The organism is Shewanella sp. YLB-07 (genome assembly GCF_009377275.1).
Window position 1 is genome coordinate 1 of the sequence record NZ_VOQB01000022.1, and the last position, 16,725, is coordinate 16,725.

Annotated in this window: 13 protein-coding genes; 7 read left to right on the forward strand and 6 right to left on the reverse strand. The window is 45.9% G+C overall.

Translation table 11 applies throughout. From position 1 onward, the window contains the following. From FS373_RS29585 to hemC, 5 genes are all read right to left on the reverse strand, one after another. Positions 1 to 3,957 (reverse strand): retention module-containing protein (locus tag FS373_RS29585; protein WP_194165953.1); only part of this gene is annotated, 3,957 nt, incomplete at its 3' end. Positions 3,958 to 4,240: 283 nt separating this feature from the next. Further along, the gene (locus FS373_RS29590) at positions 4,241 to 5,410 is read right to left on the reverse strand and encodes a heme biosynthesis HemY N-terminal domain-containing protein (RefSeq protein ID WP_152831313.1); all 1,170 of its coding nucleotides are present in this window, start codon (positions 5,408 to 5,410) and stop codon (positions 4,241 to 4,243) included. After that, the gene (locus FS373_RS29595) at positions 5,407 to 6,582 is read right to left on the reverse strand and encodes a uroporphyrinogen-III C-methyltransferase (RefSeq protein ID WP_144048246.1); all 1,176 of its coding nucleotides are present in this window, start codon (positions 6,580 to 6,582) and stop codon (positions 5,407 to 5,409) included. The genes FS373_RS29590 and FS373_RS29595 overlap by 4 nt, the downstream gene beginning before the upstream one ends. A gap of 64 nt (positions 6,583 to 6,646) precedes the next feature. Next, entirely contained in the window at positions 6,647 to 7,375 is a 729-nt protein-coding gene (locus tag FS373_RS29600; protein ID WP_152831315.1) for a uroporphyrinogen-III synthase, read from the reverse strand. A gap of 43 nt (positions 7,376 to 7,418) precedes the next feature. After that, positions 7,419 to 8,348 (reverse strand): hydroxymethylbilane synthase, encoded by a 930-nt coding sequence (gene hemC / locus FS373_RS29605; RefSeq protein ID WP_144048244.1) that lies wholly within the window; start codon positions 8,346 to 8,348, stop codon positions 7,419 to 7,421. A gap of 200 nt (positions 8,349 to 8,548) precedes the next feature. Between hemC and FS373_RS29610 the strand changes: the two genes are divergently transcribed. Further along, complete coding sequence (locus FS373_RS29610) at positions 8,549 to 10,972, forward strand: class I adenylate cyclase (protein WP_152831317.1); 2,424 nt, start codon at positions 8,549 to 8,551, stop codon at positions 10,970 to 10,972. Positions 10,973 to 11,034: 62 nt separating this feature from the next. On the opposite strand, the gene cyaY is transcribed toward FS373_RS29610, so the two are convergent. Next, positions 11,035 to 11,364 carry an iron donor protein CyaY gene (gene cyaY, locus FS373_RS29615; protein ID WP_144048242.1) on the reverse strand — a complete coding sequence of 110 codons (330 nt, stop codon included), beginning with the start codon at positions 11,362 to 11,364 and terminating at the stop codon, positions 11,035 to 11,037. A 603-nt stretch (positions 11,365 to 11,967) separates the two neighbouring features. Here cyaY and lptM point away from each other — a divergent pair. The 6 genes from lptM to FS373_RS29640 all read left to right on the forward strand — a co-directional run bounded on the left by lptM (position 11,968) and on the right by FS373_RS29640 (position 16,717). Then, entirely contained in the window at positions 11,968 to 12,123 is a 156-nt protein-coding gene (lptM, locus tag FS373_RS32335) for an LPS translocon maturation chaperone LptM (protein ID WP_144048241.1), read from the forward strand. 4 nt (positions 12,124 to 12,127) lie between these two features. Next, the gene (lysA, locus tag FS373_RS29620) at positions 12,128 to 13,372 is read left to right on the forward strand and encodes a diaminopimelate decarboxylase (protein WP_144048240.1); all 1,245 of its coding nucleotides are present in this window, start codon (positions 12,128 to 12,130) and stop codon (positions 13,370 to 13,372) included. A 97-nt stretch (positions 13,373 to 13,469) separates the two neighbouring features. Next, positions 13,470 to 14,312: a diaminopimelate epimerase gene (dapF, locus tag FS373_RS29625; RefSeq protein ID WP_152831318.1), complete on the forward strand. Its 843-nt coding sequence runs from the start codon at positions 13,470 to 13,472 to the stop codon at positions 14,310 to 14,312. Further along, a complete protein-coding gene (locus FS373_RS29630) occupies positions 14,309 to 14,947 on the forward strand; it encodes a DUF484 family protein (RefSeq protein WP_144048238.1) in 639 nt (212 codons plus the stop codon). Before dapF ends, FS373_RS29630 begins: the two co-directional genes overlap by 4 nt. 121 nt (positions 14,948 to 15,068) lie before the next feature. After that, entirely contained in the window at positions 15,069 to 15,995 is a 927-nt protein-coding gene (xerC, locus tag FS373_RS29635) for a tyrosine recombinase XerC (protein ID WP_144048237.1), read from the forward strand. Next, a complete protein-coding gene (locus FS373_RS29640; RefSeq protein WP_144048236.1) occupies positions 15,995 to 16,717 on the forward strand; it encodes an HAD-IA family hydrolase in 723 nt (240 codons plus the stop codon). The genes xerC and FS373_RS29640 overlap by 1 nt, the downstream gene beginning before the upstream one ends. Positions 16,718 to 16,725: the final 8 nt, after the last annotated feature.

Here is a 16,725-nt window from a genome sequence, read left to right on the forward strand (position 1 = left end):
CCAGGTCCAGCTGGCGTTGTTATCGACATCGGTGGCAGACAGGGTGCCACTGATGGCGGCGATACCGGGCTCAGGGGTGTTATTGTTGGCAGGGTTAGCATCAAAGTCATCAATAATCCCGGCTTCGACAACCGTGCCAGTATCTTCGGCATCTAAGGTGGTGATAATCGGTGCATCGTTGGTACCTTCGACAGTGATGGTGACATCGTGGGTATCGGTCCCCCCAAACTCATCGGTAACGGTGACGGTGAAAATTTCATTATGACTCTCATTGGAGGCGAGCTCGTTAACCAGATCGCTATCGTTGAGGGTATAGGTCCACTCGCCAGTAACAGAGTCTATGACAAACTCACCGTAAGTACCGGAATCATCACCAGACCAGGTCCAGCTGGCGTTGTTATCGACATCGGTGGCAGACAGGGTGCCACTGATGGCGGCGATACCGGGCTCAGGGGTGTTATTGTTGGCAGGGTTAGCATCAAAGTCATCAATAATCCCGGCTTCGACAACCGTGCCAGTATCGTAGCCTTCACCTTCTTGCTCTTCAGGTGGAGGGGTAATAATGGGATTATCGTTGGTGCCGGTGATGGTGATAGAGACTAGTTGCGTATTGGTTGCGCCGAATTCATCGGTGACAGTGACGAGGAAGGTTTCAACAACCTGCTCGCCTTCTGCGAGACTATCAGACGCGCTATTGTCTAAGCTGTAAGTCCACTCGCCACTGCTTGGGTCAATGATAAAGTTACCTAAGGCTGAGGTGTCATTACCATTCCAAGTTAATGTGGCACCTGAATCGACATCGATGGCAGTAAGTGTACCTGTTGCGATTTGCTCACCAGTTTGCTGTTGCTCATCTTCATCAAATTCAGTCACCGCACCAGTGGCATCTGCAACGGAGGAGGTGATAATAGGGCTATCGTTTGTACCGATAATCGTGATAGTCACTAGTTGGGTATCTGTGCCGCCAAATTCATCGGTTACTGTGACTAGGAACTGCTCTTGAGTTGATTGGTTCTCGGCTAAACTGTCGGCGGCATCGTTGTCTAAGTTATAGGTCCACTTGCCGGTATCGGGATCTATAGAGAAGCTACCTAAGCTGCCTGTTGCATCGCCACTCCAGGTGAGTACTGCACCGTTATCGACATCGGTCGCTTCGAGCATACCAGTTGCTGTTGGACTACCAGGAACAAGGGTACCGTCATCGAGGTTACCGGCTTCAATGACTGTACCTGTATCGTAACCGTCACCTTCTTGCTCTTCAGGTGGAGGGGTAATAATGGGATTATCGTTGGTGCCGGTGATGGTGATAGAGACCAGTTGCGTATCGGTTGCACCGAACTCATCGGTGACGGTGACGAGGAAAGTTTCAACAACCTGCTCCCCTTCGGCGAGACTGTCAGACGCGCTATTGTCTACGGTGTAAGTCCACTCGCCAGAACTTGGCTCGATGACAAAGCTACCAAGGGCTGAGGTATCGTTACCACTCCAGCTTAATACTGCGCCATTATCGACATCGGTGGCGGTGAGTGTACCTGTTGCGATTTGCTCACCAGTTTGCTGTTGCTCATCTTCATCAAACTCAGTTACCGCTCCAGTGGCATCATCAACTGTTGATGTGATAACAGGGCTATCGTTTGTACCGATAATCGTGATGGTTACGAGTTGGGTATCGGTGCCACCGAACTCATCGGTGACGGTGACCAGAAACTGCTCTTGAGTGGATTGTCCTTCGGCTAAACTGTCGGCGGCATCGTTGTCTAAGTTATAGGTCCACTCGCCAGTATCGGAGTTTATAGAGAAGCTACCTAAGCTGCCTGTTGTATCGCCACTCCAGGTGAGCACTGCACCGTTATCGACATCGGTTGCTTCGAGCATACCAGTTGCTGTTGGGTTACCAGCAACGAGGGTACCATCATCGAGATTACCCGCTTCGATTACTGTACCAGTATCGTAACCGTCACCTTCACCTTCTTGCTCTTCAGGTGGAGGGGTTATAATGGGGTTATCGTTGGTACCTGTGACGGTGATTGTGACAAGTTGGGTATCGGTTGCGCCAAATTCATCGGTGACGGTGACGAGGAAGGTTTCAACAACCTGCTCGCCTTCTGCGAGACTGTCGGAAGCACTATTGTCTGCGGTGTAAGTCCACTCGCCACTGCTTGGGTCAATGACAAAACTACCAAGGGCTGAGGTATCGTTACCACTCCAACTTAAAACTGCCCCATCGTCGACATCAGTAGCTGTTAAAGTTCCAGTTACAATGGATGTTTGAGGATCATCGACTTCTGTGACCGCTCCCGTGGCACTTTCAATGCCAGAGGTTATTGTTGGTGAATCGTTTGTACCATTTACAGTGATTGTGATTACCTGAGTTTGAGTTGCGCCAAACTCGTCCGTGACTGTGACGGTAAATAGGTCTGTAACGACTTCTCCTTCTGATAAGCTATCCGCCAATGAATTATCTAAGCTATAAGTCCACTCGCCAGTTATTGGATCAATGACTAAACTACCAAACTCTCCGCTAGCATCTCCGCTCCAAGTCAAAATGGATCCATTATCGACATCAGTGGCAGTTAAACTACCTGTTGCAGTGATGATACCGGGAACGATGGTGCCGTCATCCTCATTACCCGCTTCGATGACTAAACCTTCGTCACCAGGAAGAATGGGTCCATCTGGGCCATCAGGGTCAATAACCACGACAACGGGCTCATCATTTGTACCGGTTACAGTGATTGACAAGGTCACCTGTACACTGTCGCCATCGGCATCTGTTAACTGATAGGTAAATGTTTCAGTAACTTGCTCCCCTTCCGCTAGTGCCTGTATGTTATCTAATGAGTTATCTAGCTGATAGGTATAGCTACCATCTGCAGATATTTGTAATAGACCGAAGCTACCAGAAATGCTGGTACTTTCTGATACTGCCACAATGGTTCCGTCTGAATTAGAAATTTGTGACACGATTGCCGAGTCCGCACCTTGTGTATCGTTGAGTAGTACATTACCTGAAATTGTGGCATCACCATCTTCTGAAACGCTGTTTGTGTCGGCTACACCCGCAGGGCTATCGTCTATGATATTGACAGTGATTGCAGAAGCTGATGTGTTTCCTTCCAAATCGGTTACTAAGGTGGTGAAGGTTTGCGAGAAAGTATCGGATGCCGTATTGTCAACGCTACTGGTCATTGAGAAATTATAATCAAGCGTACCGCTATCTAGGTCGAAGCCAGTAATGACTAATATGCCGTTGGTTGTTGTTATGGTTATCGGGCCAACAAACAAGCCTCCAACAAAAATATCTATGCCATTAATGGTTAAGCTAAATATCCCTGCTTGTACATCAAATTGTAGGCTATTTGATTGAGTTAAAGCTGTTGCTAATGGGTTTGAGCCCTGCAATAAATTAGCTTCAAGTAAAGTAACGCTACTTGCATCTATTGTTGGGAGAGCAGGAATTTCCGCAGTTAAAATCAAGGGGTCCTCTGTGGGGGCGGGAGCAAAGCCAAAACCTGAGGTGTCATAGCCGGCTCCTGCTAATGTTTCATCACCCGTTCTACCTAAGGTTATATAGTCTGATCCACCTTGATTTCCTCCACCACCAGCGGCAGTTCCTGCTGCGGTTTCAGGGAGGCCCGCGGTAGGATCTTCACCCGCTAAAATTTGTGCTTGTAAGGCGGCAATTTCAGCATCCGCTGAAACTGGTGCTGTAGCAAATTCAGGAGCAGCCCCTAAGGAGCTTTCTGGTATCGGTTCGGCAAAGTGTGTCTCTGTAATTATCGTTCCATCTGCCATCTGTAAGATGAACTGAGAATTTGGCGAAAAGATCAGTTGTTCACCATCTCTAATGAGATCGCCTATAGTCACATCTCTGATATTCCCTTGTTCATCTTTGGCCTTTAATTGGCCCACAAGATTAGTGACAACTGCGTCCTGTTTAGCTACTGAAACACCCATAATCATACCCTAGAGCCGATTCTTCCAAGACGTCAGCTGCAAATTGATTGTTCAGAAATAAATTTATGCTATTACACATATTGTTTTGAGTGTGGCTCTAATTGACGGTGAGTCAAATTAATGACTATCAGCTACAGCTGGCATGAATATTGGGTTTTTATCAGTGAAAACTGAAAACTAAAAGTTATTCAGCTGTTTGGCATTGTTGAAATAAGTTAGGTTGCAGTTCTAAATAAAAAAGTCACCTAGAAGGTGACTTTTTTAGTTTATAATCGTATAAGAATTAACCAGTGCTTGCGGCTTGTCGGTAACTTTGAATGGCCCCATTTTGCTCGCCAAGATGCTCATGGGTTTCAGCTAAAGCCAGCCAGTTGGCTTTGCTCGGTTGCTGATGACAAACTTTTTTCCAGTATGTCATGGCTTGACGATAATCTTTATTTTGCGAATGGAGCTGGGCCAGTAATATTTGGAAGTTGACCTCTTCACCGTACTTTTTCTCAAGTGAAAATATCTGTTTTCTCTCTTCGACATCAGCAGGGGAAAGTATCTTAGCAAGCGCCACCGAGGTATCTGAACAAAGCCTGCTCTTTATCTGTTTCATTAAGAGTTTCTTAGCCTCTGTTTCACGGTTGAATTTATGTAGACCTAGGCAATAGTTGGCTAGATATTGTGGCTCTTTTCTTTCGGTTCTACTTAACCAGTGCCATACCTTTTCTAATTCTTGTTCGCTGCTGGATTGTGCCTGAATAAGCAGAGCATTATTGGTGATAATTGAGAGGTGTAGGTAATCATCATCACTAAGCACCTGGCGCTTCTTAATTATTGGCAGCAGTAACTTCAGTGCATGCCAGTCGGCTTGAGCTTGATATAACTCCAAGGCCAACCTTAACACCGGTTGTTTACTCTTACTCGTGGGGGAGAGTTTATCTAGCTCTATTCTGGCCTTGTCTAGCTCTCCTTGTTGGAGCAAGTATCGGGTACGGCTAGTGCTCACAGCCTTGATAGCCAATGGCTCCTGTTCCGCTTGTTGCAGGTATTTGTCTCGTGACTCGGTATTATTTTGATGCTGGGCAGCTCTTGCTGCGGCAAGTAGATTAAGGGTTGGCAGTTCACCTTTCTCTGCACCTTTAATCATGGCTTTTTCGGCTGTGGACCAATCCTCTTCCGCTAATGCGAGAGCCCCCACTAAGGTGTGTTTTCTTGCGGCTTTTTTGCGCCATTTTTCGGGGAGCAGACGGCTGCTAAGTAGTAGGTTCAGTATGAAAATAATCACCCATTCAGTTAGCTGCAGTAAACCGTAAAAAACGACAAGCGCGATAACCGCAAAAAGGACACCTGTCTCAACTTCGTAATCCCATATGGTGAAATACAGGTAACCATTCATGCCTTCAAAAAAAGGACTGATACAGAGACCGAATAAAATAATTCCCAGATAGATTAATACGCGTGTCATAGGGAAACCTCTTCAGTCACCATCAAGTTACCGTGGGTAGCCAACTGTTGAAGCATGGGAGTCGATTGAAAGTGGTTAATACTCGGCGTCTGAATTTCTAAGGTACTTAATGCATCGAGTGCTGCTAGTGTTTCTTTAGTTTGAGCTTTGCTGAGATCGAAGTATTGATAGATCCACTTCCTTGCAAGGGTCAAAGATTGTCGATAATTAACCTGATCTTGTCGGTATAGAGCAAGCTGAGATTGAAGTAGTTTATTTCTGACATTTTCAACTAGGTACCATTGTTGATCCGGTGTGAGTATGGGCGTGATATCTGTGGACCTTTTACGAATGACCACAAAATCGTCCATAAATGCCTTCCAGGATTTAGCGAGATTATCTTGCCAATCATCTATCGACTCTGTCATCTCAGGGCTGGTTGGGCGATTAGCCGCATTGGTCACATCGACTCTATTTAATGGTAGCTGGTTTAGATGCTCTATCATGTTATCCAGAGTCAGCACGGTCCCTGCAATGTCTGTGCTCTTGATTGCGGACACAGATGCTATGTCAGATGCTAACGCTTTTCTCAATGGCGTTAGCGAGGGATCTTTCATCGATTCTATACGGTCATCCGCAGCCTTGAGTAAACTAGCCGATGTGCTGGGATCTTTTTCAAGCCAAAGCTTATTACCCGCCATTCTGACCAAGTATTTTGCTTCCTCTGCCATCCAGTGATTGGGGTTACGCTGAGCCAGTTTGGCTACTCTGTCACTCAGTTGGAGCTGATTGTTTGTCAGTTTATCTATGCCAGAGTTTGTGCTGCTGGCGAGTTTATCTTGTTTTCTTTCGAGTCTCGAAATTTGCTTGGCCGGTTCATTCAAGGCTTGTTTCAGCTCAATGGATAGCGCCTGAGCTCTGTCTTTTTGAACAGCAAGTTCTTGATAGAGGTAATATCCGCCGCCGCAAGTGACAAAGGTTAGCAGCAAGATAAAAACTAGATTGAACAAAAATCCCCAAGAGACACCGGAACGCTTGGCGTTAGTATCTGATTTACTATGGATCTGTTTTGAGGGAGTGTCAGCAGTCTTAGGTTCTTTATTGACTACCACAGCGGCATTATTAGCATTTACTTCAGAGTTTAACTCTGTATGTGCTTCTACAGCATTATCATCTAATTTTTTCTTGTCCATTAAACAGTCCCTTAAAGCGATATAGCTACAAAAATGACGAGTTTAGCGCGTTTACAGGCGAACGTTACAAGCCTAGGGCTGCAAGCACTGCCTTACAGTTAGCCGCTTTTGCATTGGTAACTTGCTGAAATCCATTGGCAATAGCCTGTTCCTGTACTCGTGAGCTAGGGACTATAATATGACATGCACGCAGCCAAGCAAATAACTCTTTTGGTACAAGTTTGATTAGATTATCGAGAATTTCGCCACTGGTGATGACTATCGTGTCGATTTTGGCTTGTTGCCAGGCCTGTGCGTTGCTTTGCGATGTTAATGTCGGGCATGTCCTACGATAAACTTCCCAATAGCTAACATCGGCGCCTCTATGGATTAATTCACTAGCCAGTGCTTCTCTTCCACCGACCCCTCGAACTATGACGATCTTCTTTCTAGAGAGAGATTGGAGTTGGGGGAGTGTGAGTAACCCTTCGGTCTGTTGACAATCTTGAGGGGCTTCTTGGGCTGAGATGCCCAATTTTGAAAGCGCGTTTAGGGTCGCTTCACCAACTGCGTAAAATTGTGCCTCTAGGGGCCAGATTTGCTTAATTGCTTTGGCGGCAAATTTTACAGCATTGGTGCTGATAAATATGATGATATCCGCACGCTTAAATAAAGCCATGCCGTGACTTTTTTGCTGCACCTGAGTGGCTTCTACTTGAAGTAAAGGCGTGACAAGATGTGCGACGCCTCTGGCTAGAAGCGCCTCAACCATTAACTGATTTCGCCCATGTGGGCGGGTTAGTAATACTTTCATCTTGAGTCAGGAGTCATTGATTGCTATTCACTGAAAGTATCAATTACTTGATATAAACGGCATCAAGAATCTCTTTCGCGCCTTTGCCAAGTAGTTCTTCGGCAAGCGTGATTCCTATCGCCTTAGCGTTAGTTTTTGGTCCAACACTGGTGCCTGTGATTATCTTGCTGCCATCGGGGTTACCCACTAAGCCGCGTAGTGTTAGAGTATCACCTTGGATTTCGGCGAATGCGCCGATCGGTACCTGACATCCACCTTCCAGATGAGTATTCATCGCTCGTTCTGCAGTCACTCGAAAACGAGTCTCTGCATGCTCAAGTGGTGCGAGCAGGGCTTTTACACGCTCATCATTAGTACGACACTCGATACCTACAGCGCCTTGGCCGTTAGCTGGCAAAGAATCTTCGGCTGAGATAAAACTAGTGATACGCTCTTCAAGTTTTAGACGTTTAAGGCCTGCGGCGGCGAGTATGATAGCATCATAATTTCCAGCATCTAGCTTGCCTAATCGTGTACCAACGTTGCCACGAAGATCGGTGATTTTTAGATCGGGTCGCATGCCTCTAATCTGGCACTGGCGTCGCAGACTTGAGGTGCCAACAACGGCTCCCAGAGGAAGGTCGCCGATAGACTTGTAGTTGTTTGAAACGAATGCATCGCGTGGATCTTCGCGTTCACAAATCACCTCGAGCCCTAGGCCGTCCGGAAAGTCTACCGGTACATCTTTTATCGAGTGAACGGCAATGTCGGCTCTGTCTTCTAGCATGGCGACTTCAAGTTCTTTAACGAACAAGCCTTTACCACCTACTTTTGCCAATGGAGTATCTAAGATGATGTCACCTTTAGTACTCATAGGGAGAAGTTCAACGGTCAAACCTGGATGAAATTTTTCTAGTTCTGCTTTTACAAATTCAGCTTGCCAGAGTGCAAGGGGGCTTTTACGTGTTGCGATTCGAATGACGTTTTGAGACATGCTCGATGTTCCATCAGAGGCCTTAGATGCAGTAATGCTAACATTGCTTAGGAATAGATGTAACAAACGGGGTTTGATTCTTTGACCTCTGCCCAAAACTACTTCAGTTAAAAGTGTGATCTTGGTCTCATTTATTCCTTGTGGCAGTTAAAGCTGTTAGCATTACAGCTGTTTCTCAACCTGCCTTGGCGTGACTCTTATTGAACAATGAACAGAATCACATTATTGAAACCGCAGACCGATTAAATCGTGTCAGGCAGGCGCGTGCTCTCGCATTATTGTCTCCGCTGAAAAGAGATCTGCTTCGTCTTATTCCTGTGTTGTTGCATTACCACCGAACCGGGTATCCCGGCTATAACGGCCCTATGACACCATCTGGTGTTTTTGAGTATGCGCCAAGTGAGCAAGAACTCGCAGCTTGTGACACCTTAAGTTTAGTTAGACCTATGGTGCATCTCGTTAAGCAGGCTGCTATCGAGGGGGTGTATAGCATGGGGAGCATGTCGAGTTTCGGGCAAAACCCCAAGAGTGATATCGATGTCTGGCTCGTTCATGATCGGCTTCTCAGTAAGGAAGAGTGCCGACTACTCGAAGAGAAATCAGGTTTGTTGACGACATGGTTTGCTCAGTATGGACTCGAGGTGAATTTCTACCTGGTTCATCCCGAACAGTTTTCTGACTGTTCCCCAGATAAAGCAGAGCCTCTGCGAGCCATAGGTAACGAGCATAGCGGTAGTGCTCAACACTGGTTATTACTGGAAGAGTTTTATCGTAGTCAGATTTGTTTGGCTGGCAAGAAGGTGGCCTGGTGGCCTAATGCTCAGGACTCGCAGCAGTTATTGTTTTTAGGAGATGTGAGCCAAATCCCGGCATGTGAATATTTTGGTGCTTCACTTTGGCAACTTTACAAGGGGCTGGATAAGCCACACAAGGCACTTTTGAAGGTTTTACTGCTCGAATCTTATGCTGCTCAGTACCCGAATACCGAGTTTATCAGTGAAAAAGTGTGGCAACACACAATAGAAGGTGATTTTTCATCCGCAAACGATAGCTATTTCTTGCTCTATGAATCGATAGAAAACTATTTGATAGCACAAGATGATCCCCGTCGTTTAGAGATAGCCCGACGTTGTTTTTATTTGAAGTGCGGTGTTCGATTAAGTGAGCCGGAACAAGCGCAAGACTGGCGCTATCACAAGCTAAATAATCTGGTCGAAAGTTGGCACTGGTCCAAGAGTTTATTAGAGACCTTAGATAACTGTGAGCGTTGGCACTGTGGGCAACTGCAGTGGTTTAATGAACAGTTAAATGAGCTGATGTTAGGTTGTTATCAAACATTGCTGCAATTTGCCTCGACCCATAAACTCAGTGAGAGTTTGAAATTATCTGAACTGGGTCTGCTGACTCGAAAACTTCATACGTATTTCAGTAGTGATACCGAGCAGCTTATCGGCTTGAATCGGCTTTGGAGTGATTCAATCTCAGAGCAAGAGCTGACGATTGTCTACAGCCATAACCTGCAAGAGTATTGTTTATATTGCTGCCCTCCAAATCGGAAAGCCTTCATCGGACAAAGGGCCGTTTACCGCTCTAAGAGTCGAGCTAAGCTACTCGCCTGGGCGGTGATGAATGGCGTCAGTGAAAAAATGACCCGCTGGTATGAGCTGGCAAGTGGGGAGCGTAAATCCGTGGGTTTGACCAAGGCATCTCATTGTTTAATTGAGGTTTTTAAACCCCTCGCTAAGAAAGTGTCTAAGATGGACCTTTATCAACCTTGGCGATATCGCAAGTTAGTTTTCATGCTCAATTTTAACAGTGATTCAACGTCCCAGTGGCAGGGGCAAGAGATCATGGTCGATTATCTCAATGCCAATATTTTTTCACTGGGGCGAGCAGAGCAAAATATGTTGGAGTCAATCGATCTTCTCTGCCTTAATTCATGGGGAGAGTGGTACTGTCATCATTACCATGGAGAGCTTGCCATATTAGAGGCATTGGCCTTCATTACTCCTGGCATTCGTCGTTCAGCCGAAGACTTGAAGATCGAGGTGGTGAGTGGTTCTGTTAGGTTACAAGATCAGTTTGAGCAGACGGTGAAAAACCTGGTTCGTCGCGCGGCGCGCTTAAGCTGGAAAGTGTCCTCTTCTGCAACATTAGTTTATCCACTCAAGGTGGCTAAGGTACAGTATGGCCTGTTCTTTAATAGTAAAGGCATGGTGTATCAGGATCTTAAAGACGCTAAAGCTTTTTATCAGCAGCTAACCAAGAGTATGTTGATCGAACTGCCCAGGCCGAACTTAGGTAACGAGCCTTTTACTATGGCCCCCGCTGTGATCCAAGACTTTGCCGCCAGGGGAGCGATTCAATATTTTTTGCGTCAGAGTGATGATGATTTGGATATATTTGTTTTAAATGAAAAAAATGAGTTAAATCACTATCTCCAAAAGGGAACCAGTGTCGATGAGTTGGTGAGTGAGGTGAGCCATTTTCATGCATTCGAAGAGCCAGACATCTCGACCCAAAGGTTTAATTTGCCACAATTTTTTCGCCTGATGAGAGTGGATGGCCGATTACAGGTGATCCCTTTTGGGCTATCAGTGGAAGAAGCCGAGATGGACTTTTAAGCGGATATGAATAAAGGGAACCTAAGGTTCCCTTTATTCATTTTCGTCAGGTATGTAGACGACTAGAGAGATAGGCTTACGCCACCTTGTTTGAGAATAGACTCTATGACGAAGGGCATGAATTCACTGCTATTTCGCTCATCAATCCACTTTCCTTCGACGAAAGAGAAATGATAACCACCAAATTTCGTCGCAAGCCAGATCTGATGCAGAGGTTCTTGCTTGTTTATTACGATCTTAGAGCCATCTTCAAACTCTAGCTGCAATACATTCCCTGATGCATCGATATCTATGTCGGCATCCTGTTCATCGATAGCAAGTTCGATAGCGTTATCTATCGCTTGAAACATCTCATCGGCGAGTTGATGAAATTGTGTGTCTGTCATTGCCATCTGTTTTCGTCCTTCAATGGGGCAAATTTGAATATTTACATAGTAACAACCGTGCTTGGTATGCTCCATTACTTTTTACGAAAATCATCTTATACCATTCCGAGTAAGTATCTGATCATTCGGCGGGAGTTCAAAGCACTGTAGGCTAGGCGAATATTTGAAGCTAATAGTTATTCTCGGCAACAAGCTCCTGCGTTGCTCTACCTCCTGCATCCATGCAGTCGTATATCGAGAACATTCAACGTAGCATAAAGGGCTTTGCCATTTTCTTTAAACATCAGCCGCACTACGTGAGGCTCTCAGTGTTTCCACTTCTGCGTTACATTGACTTAAAAGGGAATAACCATTTCCTCATCAATGTGCCTTGAATTGAAAAAACTGAGAGTCTCTGAACTGACCAGATACTTATATGGAATGGTATTAGTGCTTATTCGCAGCAAATAAATTTCAGTTTAGTATGTATTAGGCCTATATGTACTTGACGTAGAAAGCTGAACTCTGCAACATCAGTAGACTAGTAAGGGCCTTAGATCATATGTGTTCTGAGACTGAAGCGGCTAATACAGATAAGATTAAATAGTACTTAATTAGATGGAAAGATTGATGTTGAGAAAAATGAGACTGTGTTCACTGATATTGTTTGCCAGCCTTTTTGTGACCGCTTGCGGGCAAACAGGGGCGTTATATAAATCGCCAGACAAAAAAGATAACCAGAAACAAGAACAGCAGCAACCAAAGAAACAAAGTAATAAGGAATAAACTCTTGGATCATTTTCTCTATAAAAATAATGAATTATTGGCCGAAGATTGCTCTGTCGTTGAGCTAGCTCGTACCCATGGTACTCCTTTATACATCTATTCCCGTGCCACGTTAGAGCGTCATTGGCATGCATTTGATCGTGCGGTTGCCGATCATCCCCATCTTATCTGTTATGCGGTAAAAGCGAATTCAAATATTGCCGTCCTGAACGTGCTTGCGCGTTTGGGTAGTGGTTTCGACATCGTTTCCGGTGGTGAGTTGCTGCGAGTGATAGAAGCCGGTGGCGATCCCGCTAAAGTGGTATTTTCAGGTGTAGGTAAGACTGCCGCCGAAATGGAGATGGCACTTAATATAGGCATTCATTGTTTTAACGTCGAATCTGCAGCCGAGCTTGAGCAGTTAAATATTGTTGCTGGTCGTATAGGTAAGATTGCACCGGTTTCCCTGCGTGTTAACCCGGATGTCGATGCCGGCACACACCCATACATATCTACGGGCCTTAAAGATAACAAGTTCGGTATCGCTATGGAGCAAGCCGAGGCTATTTTCGTTCGCGCCGCCGCATTACCGAATTTAGAAGTTAAAGGTGTCGATTGTCATATCGGCTCCCAGCTAACCGAGATCCAGCCTTTCCTCGATGCCATGGATCGCATGTTAGCCTTAATCGATCGACTCGCTGAACAGGGCATTCATATTGAACATTTCGATGTGGGTGGTGGCTTAGGCGTGCCTTATAACGATGAGACACCGCCCCAGCCTGATGTATATGCAGCAGCTTTGCTCGAACGTTTAGGTGACCGAAATCTTAAGCTCATCTTCGAACCTGGTCGTGCTATTGCTGCCAATGCGGGTATCTTTGTGACTCAAGTGCTCTATCTTAAAGGTAACGGTGATAAACACTTTGCTCTGGTTGATGGTGCTATGAATGATCTTATTCGTCCTGCGCTTTACAGTGCTTGGCAAAATATTATCCCTGTTAAGCCGCGTGATGGTGAAACCTTAAATTACGATATCGTGGGGCCTGTATGCGAAACAGGTGACTTCTTAGGAAAAGACAGAGCGTTGAATTTAGCGGCGGGTGATTATCTGGCTGTGCGCTCATCCGGCGCCTATGGCTTTACCATGTCATCTAACTACAATTCACGCCCTAGAGCGGCCGAGTTGATGGTCGATGGGGATCAGGCTTTTGTTATTCGAGAGAGAGAAAAATTGACTCAGCTATGGCAAGGTGAGCAACTCCTGCCGTAAACTGTTTATATTAATTGATGATGTTTCTGTTTCGTTCTCAGATAAAGATAAATGGTTTATTGAGTCACGGAACAGGGCGATTTAAAGGATACCTAACTTGATCCATTTCACTAAGATGCATGGTTTAGGCAATGATTTCATGGTGGTCGACGGCGTAACACAGAATGTGTTTTTTTCGCCTGAGCAGATCAAACGCCTTGCCGATCGAAATTTTGGTATAGGTTTCGATCAGTTGCTTCTGGTGGAGCCTCCTTATGATCCCGATCTCGATTTCCACTATCGTATTTTTAATGCCGATGGCGGAGAGGTTGAACAGTGTGGTAATGGCGCACGCTGTTTCGCTCGCTTCGTGCGTAACAAGGGATTGACCAACAAACAAAAAATTAAAGTCAGTACCTCCAACGGCAAACTTACCCTGCGCCTGGAGCCTGACGGCAATGTCACTGTGAATATGGGAATTCCGGTACTCGAGCCAAGCAAGATCCCCTTTAATGCTAAGCGGCCTGAAAAAACATATTTGATACAGACCGACACTGAAGAATCTAAGGTGCAGACCTTTCTCTGTGGCGCTGTTTCCATGGGTAACCCTCATTGTGTTTTGGATGTCGAAGATATTCAGGCGGCAGATGTCGAGGGGGTTGGCGCCTTATTGACTCAACATGAGCGCTTCCCAAAGGGAGTGAATGTCGGTTTTATGCAGGTGATTAACTCAGGTCATATTAAACTAAGAGTATATGAGCGAGGCGCGGCAGAGACGCTTGCCTGTGGCACTGGTGCATGTGCTGCGGTTGTTGTGGGTCAGTTACAAGGTAAGCTCGATAAGCGTGTTCGTGTCGACCTACCTGGTGGTACCCTGACTATTAATTGGGATGGAGAGGGTAAACCTTTATGGATGACAGGGCCTGCCGAACACGTATATGACGGACAGATACAAACATGACCGAAATGACTAATGTGAAAAAACCACTGCCTTTCGATGAGATACTGATTCGAGAATACTTACTGGATAACCCTGACTTTTTCACTCGTTATCCTGAGCTGCTGTTAGCAATGCGAATTCCACATGCGGAGCGTGGGGCCGTGTCCTTGGTTGAGCGTCAACAAGAGATGCTGCGCAGCCGGATACAGCAGTTAGAGGAGGAGATCACATCCTTGATGGGGATGGCTACCCGTAATGAGATGATCTACATGTTCAATACCAGGCTCTCACTTAAACTGCTTGAATGTGAAGATCTCGGTGAACTGAGGCAAGAGTTATCCGAAGGTTTAAAAACGCAATTTCAGTTTAGTCATGTTCGATTAATTACGGTTCACGACATAGATAGCGAGTTGTCGCGTATCTGGAGTAAGCGCTTGAGCCAAGGTTATTATTTTGGTCGACTCACTACGGCAGAGTCGAAACGCTTATTTGGCTGCGAAGTTGGCTCTGTGGCCTTATCCAGATTATCTGATCAATGTGGTCAGGTTATTTTTGCCATAGCGAGTCAAAATGCGATGCACTTTCATCCGGAAATGGATAACCTACTCTTGGATCAACTGAAGCAACTCATAGATCATCTACTGCCTAAACTTTAACTGTGCTCAGAACATCTTGCCAAGAGCCTGTAAGCAGCATAACGACAGGACTCGTGGCAACCAGGGTGTTTACCTATCCGCCATGAATTGAAAAAGCTGAGAGGCTCTGAATGGAGCAAATATGAACGCTAACTGGTTTAAGCGGTTTGAGAGTTACTTGAGCAGCGAGCGACAGCTTTCGGCACATACAGTACGAAATTACCTCTACGAACTGCATAGGGTCACCGACAAACTCGAAGCTAGTGCCTCTTTACCTATCTCCTGGTCTGAAATCAGCCATGAACAGATTCAGCACGTCTTGGGGCAACTACACCGCCAGGGCCTGAGTCCTCGCTCTCTGTCATTAACACTTTCTGCGGTAAAGCAGTTTTGTGACTTCTTACTGGGTGAAGGGGTCATTAACGCTAATCCAGCCAAGAGTCTGAGTGCGCCTAAGCAAAATAAACCTCTGCCAAAAAATATGGATCTCGATTCTGTTACTCACCTATTAGAGATAGACGCCGACGATCCCTTGAGTGTGCGTGATAAAGCTATCATGGAGTTGTTTTACTCCTCCGGTCTAAGACTCGCCGAGTTGGCGGCTCTAGATGTGCTTGCTATTCGCTTTGCCGAGCGGCAAGTTAAAGTGTTAGGTAAAGGAAGTAAAGAAAGGATCGTGCCTGTAGGTCGATGTGCGATTCAAGCTATCCAGGCTTGGTTAGTGTTTAGAGAGAGTATTCCTTGCCAAGACGATGCGTTATTCGTCACAGGTAAGGGAAAACGATTAGCCCATAGAAGCATACAAGCCAGATTAGCTAAGTGGGGACAAGAGCAGGCCTTGAATATGCGGGTACATCCCCATAAGTTGCGTCACTCTTTCGCGACTCATATGTTGGAGTCGAGCGCCGATCTGCGTGCGGTGCAAGAGTTGCTTGGCCATGCCAATCTCTCGACAACTCAGATATACACAAGTTTAGACTTTCAACATCTGGCAAAAGTGTACGACGGGGCTCACCCAAGGGCCAGTAGAGCCAAGAAGCTCAATAGCGCGAAAGGGGAGGAAAGCTGATGGCTCAGATATATCTCAGGCCTAGAGCCTATCAAGCGATTAGCTTCGACCTCGATGACACCTTATATGATAACGGTCCTATTATCAGGGGGGCAGAAGCTTCACTGCTGCAATTTTTACATCAAACCTATAGCGAGACACGTCGTTGGCAGAGGGATGACTGGATAAAGCTCAAAACAAGTCTTATCCAGAATCAGCCTGAGCTTGGCCATGATACAAGTGCCGCAAGACTGATCATGTTAGAACAAGGACTGCTGATGCTTGGTTACTCTCGAGAGCATGCCGAATCAGGTGCCATGGCTGGGTTGAATTGCTTCTTGCACAAGCGCTCTGATTTTACCGTTCCAAGACCTGTCATAAACTTGCTTCGAGACTTGAGTCATAAATATCCATTAATCGGCATCACTAACGGCAATGTCGATGCCGAAAAAATCGGTTTGGGTGATGTGCTGGATTTTGTGCTTCATCCTGGCGAAGGCACACTTATGAAGCCTTACCCGGATATGTTCTATAACGCCTGTCGTAGGCTCGACATTCCACTACACAGTTTACTGCACGTCGGAGATAGTCATGCATCCGATGTTATGGGAGCCAGAATGGCAGGCTGTCAGTCTGCTTGGCTCAATCCAAGCTTTGGCCGAGATAAACTGCACAGGTTCGGTCAGTTATTGCCCCATTTAGAAATTCAAGACATACATGAGTTGCAAGAATTACTCGGGTAAATTATCCA

Bases quoted from the DNA above. Each gene is read 5' to 3' on its own strand.
- FS373_RS29640 (WP_144048236.1), top strand. From the start codon at position 15,995: ATGGCTCAGATATATCTCAGGCCTAGAGCCTATCAAGCGATTAGCTTC.
- xerC (WP_144048237.1), top strand. From the start codon at position 15,069: ATGAACGCTAACTGGTTTAAGCGGTTTGAGAGTTACTTGAGCAGCGAG.
- FS373_RS29590 (WP_152831313.1), bottom strand. From the start codon at position 5,410: ATGACACGCGTATTAATCTATCTGGGAATTATTTTATTCGGTCTCTGT.
- cyaY (WP_144048242.1), bottom strand. From the start codon at position 11,364: ATGGCAATGACAGACACACAATTTCATCAACTCGCCGATGAGATGTTT.
- FS373_RS29595 (WP_144048246.1), bottom strand. From the start codon at position 6,582: ATGGACAAGAAAAAATTAGATGATAATGCTGTAGAAGCACATACAGAG.
- hemC (WP_144048244.1), bottom strand. From the start codon at position 8,348: ATGTCTCAAAACGTCATTCGAATCGCAACACGTAAAAGCCCCCTTGCA.
- FS373_RS29600 (WP_152831315.1), bottom strand. From the start codon at position 7,375: ATGAAAGTATTACTAACCCGCCCACATGGGCGAAATCAGTTAATGGTT.
- FS373_RS29630 (WP_144048238.1), top strand. From the start codon at position 14,309: ATGACCGAAATGACTAATGTGAAAAAACCACTGCCTTTCGATGAGATA.
- lptM (WP_144048241.1), top strand. From the start codon at position 11,968: ATGTTGAGAAAAATGAGACTGTGTTCACTGATATTGTTTGCCAGCCTT.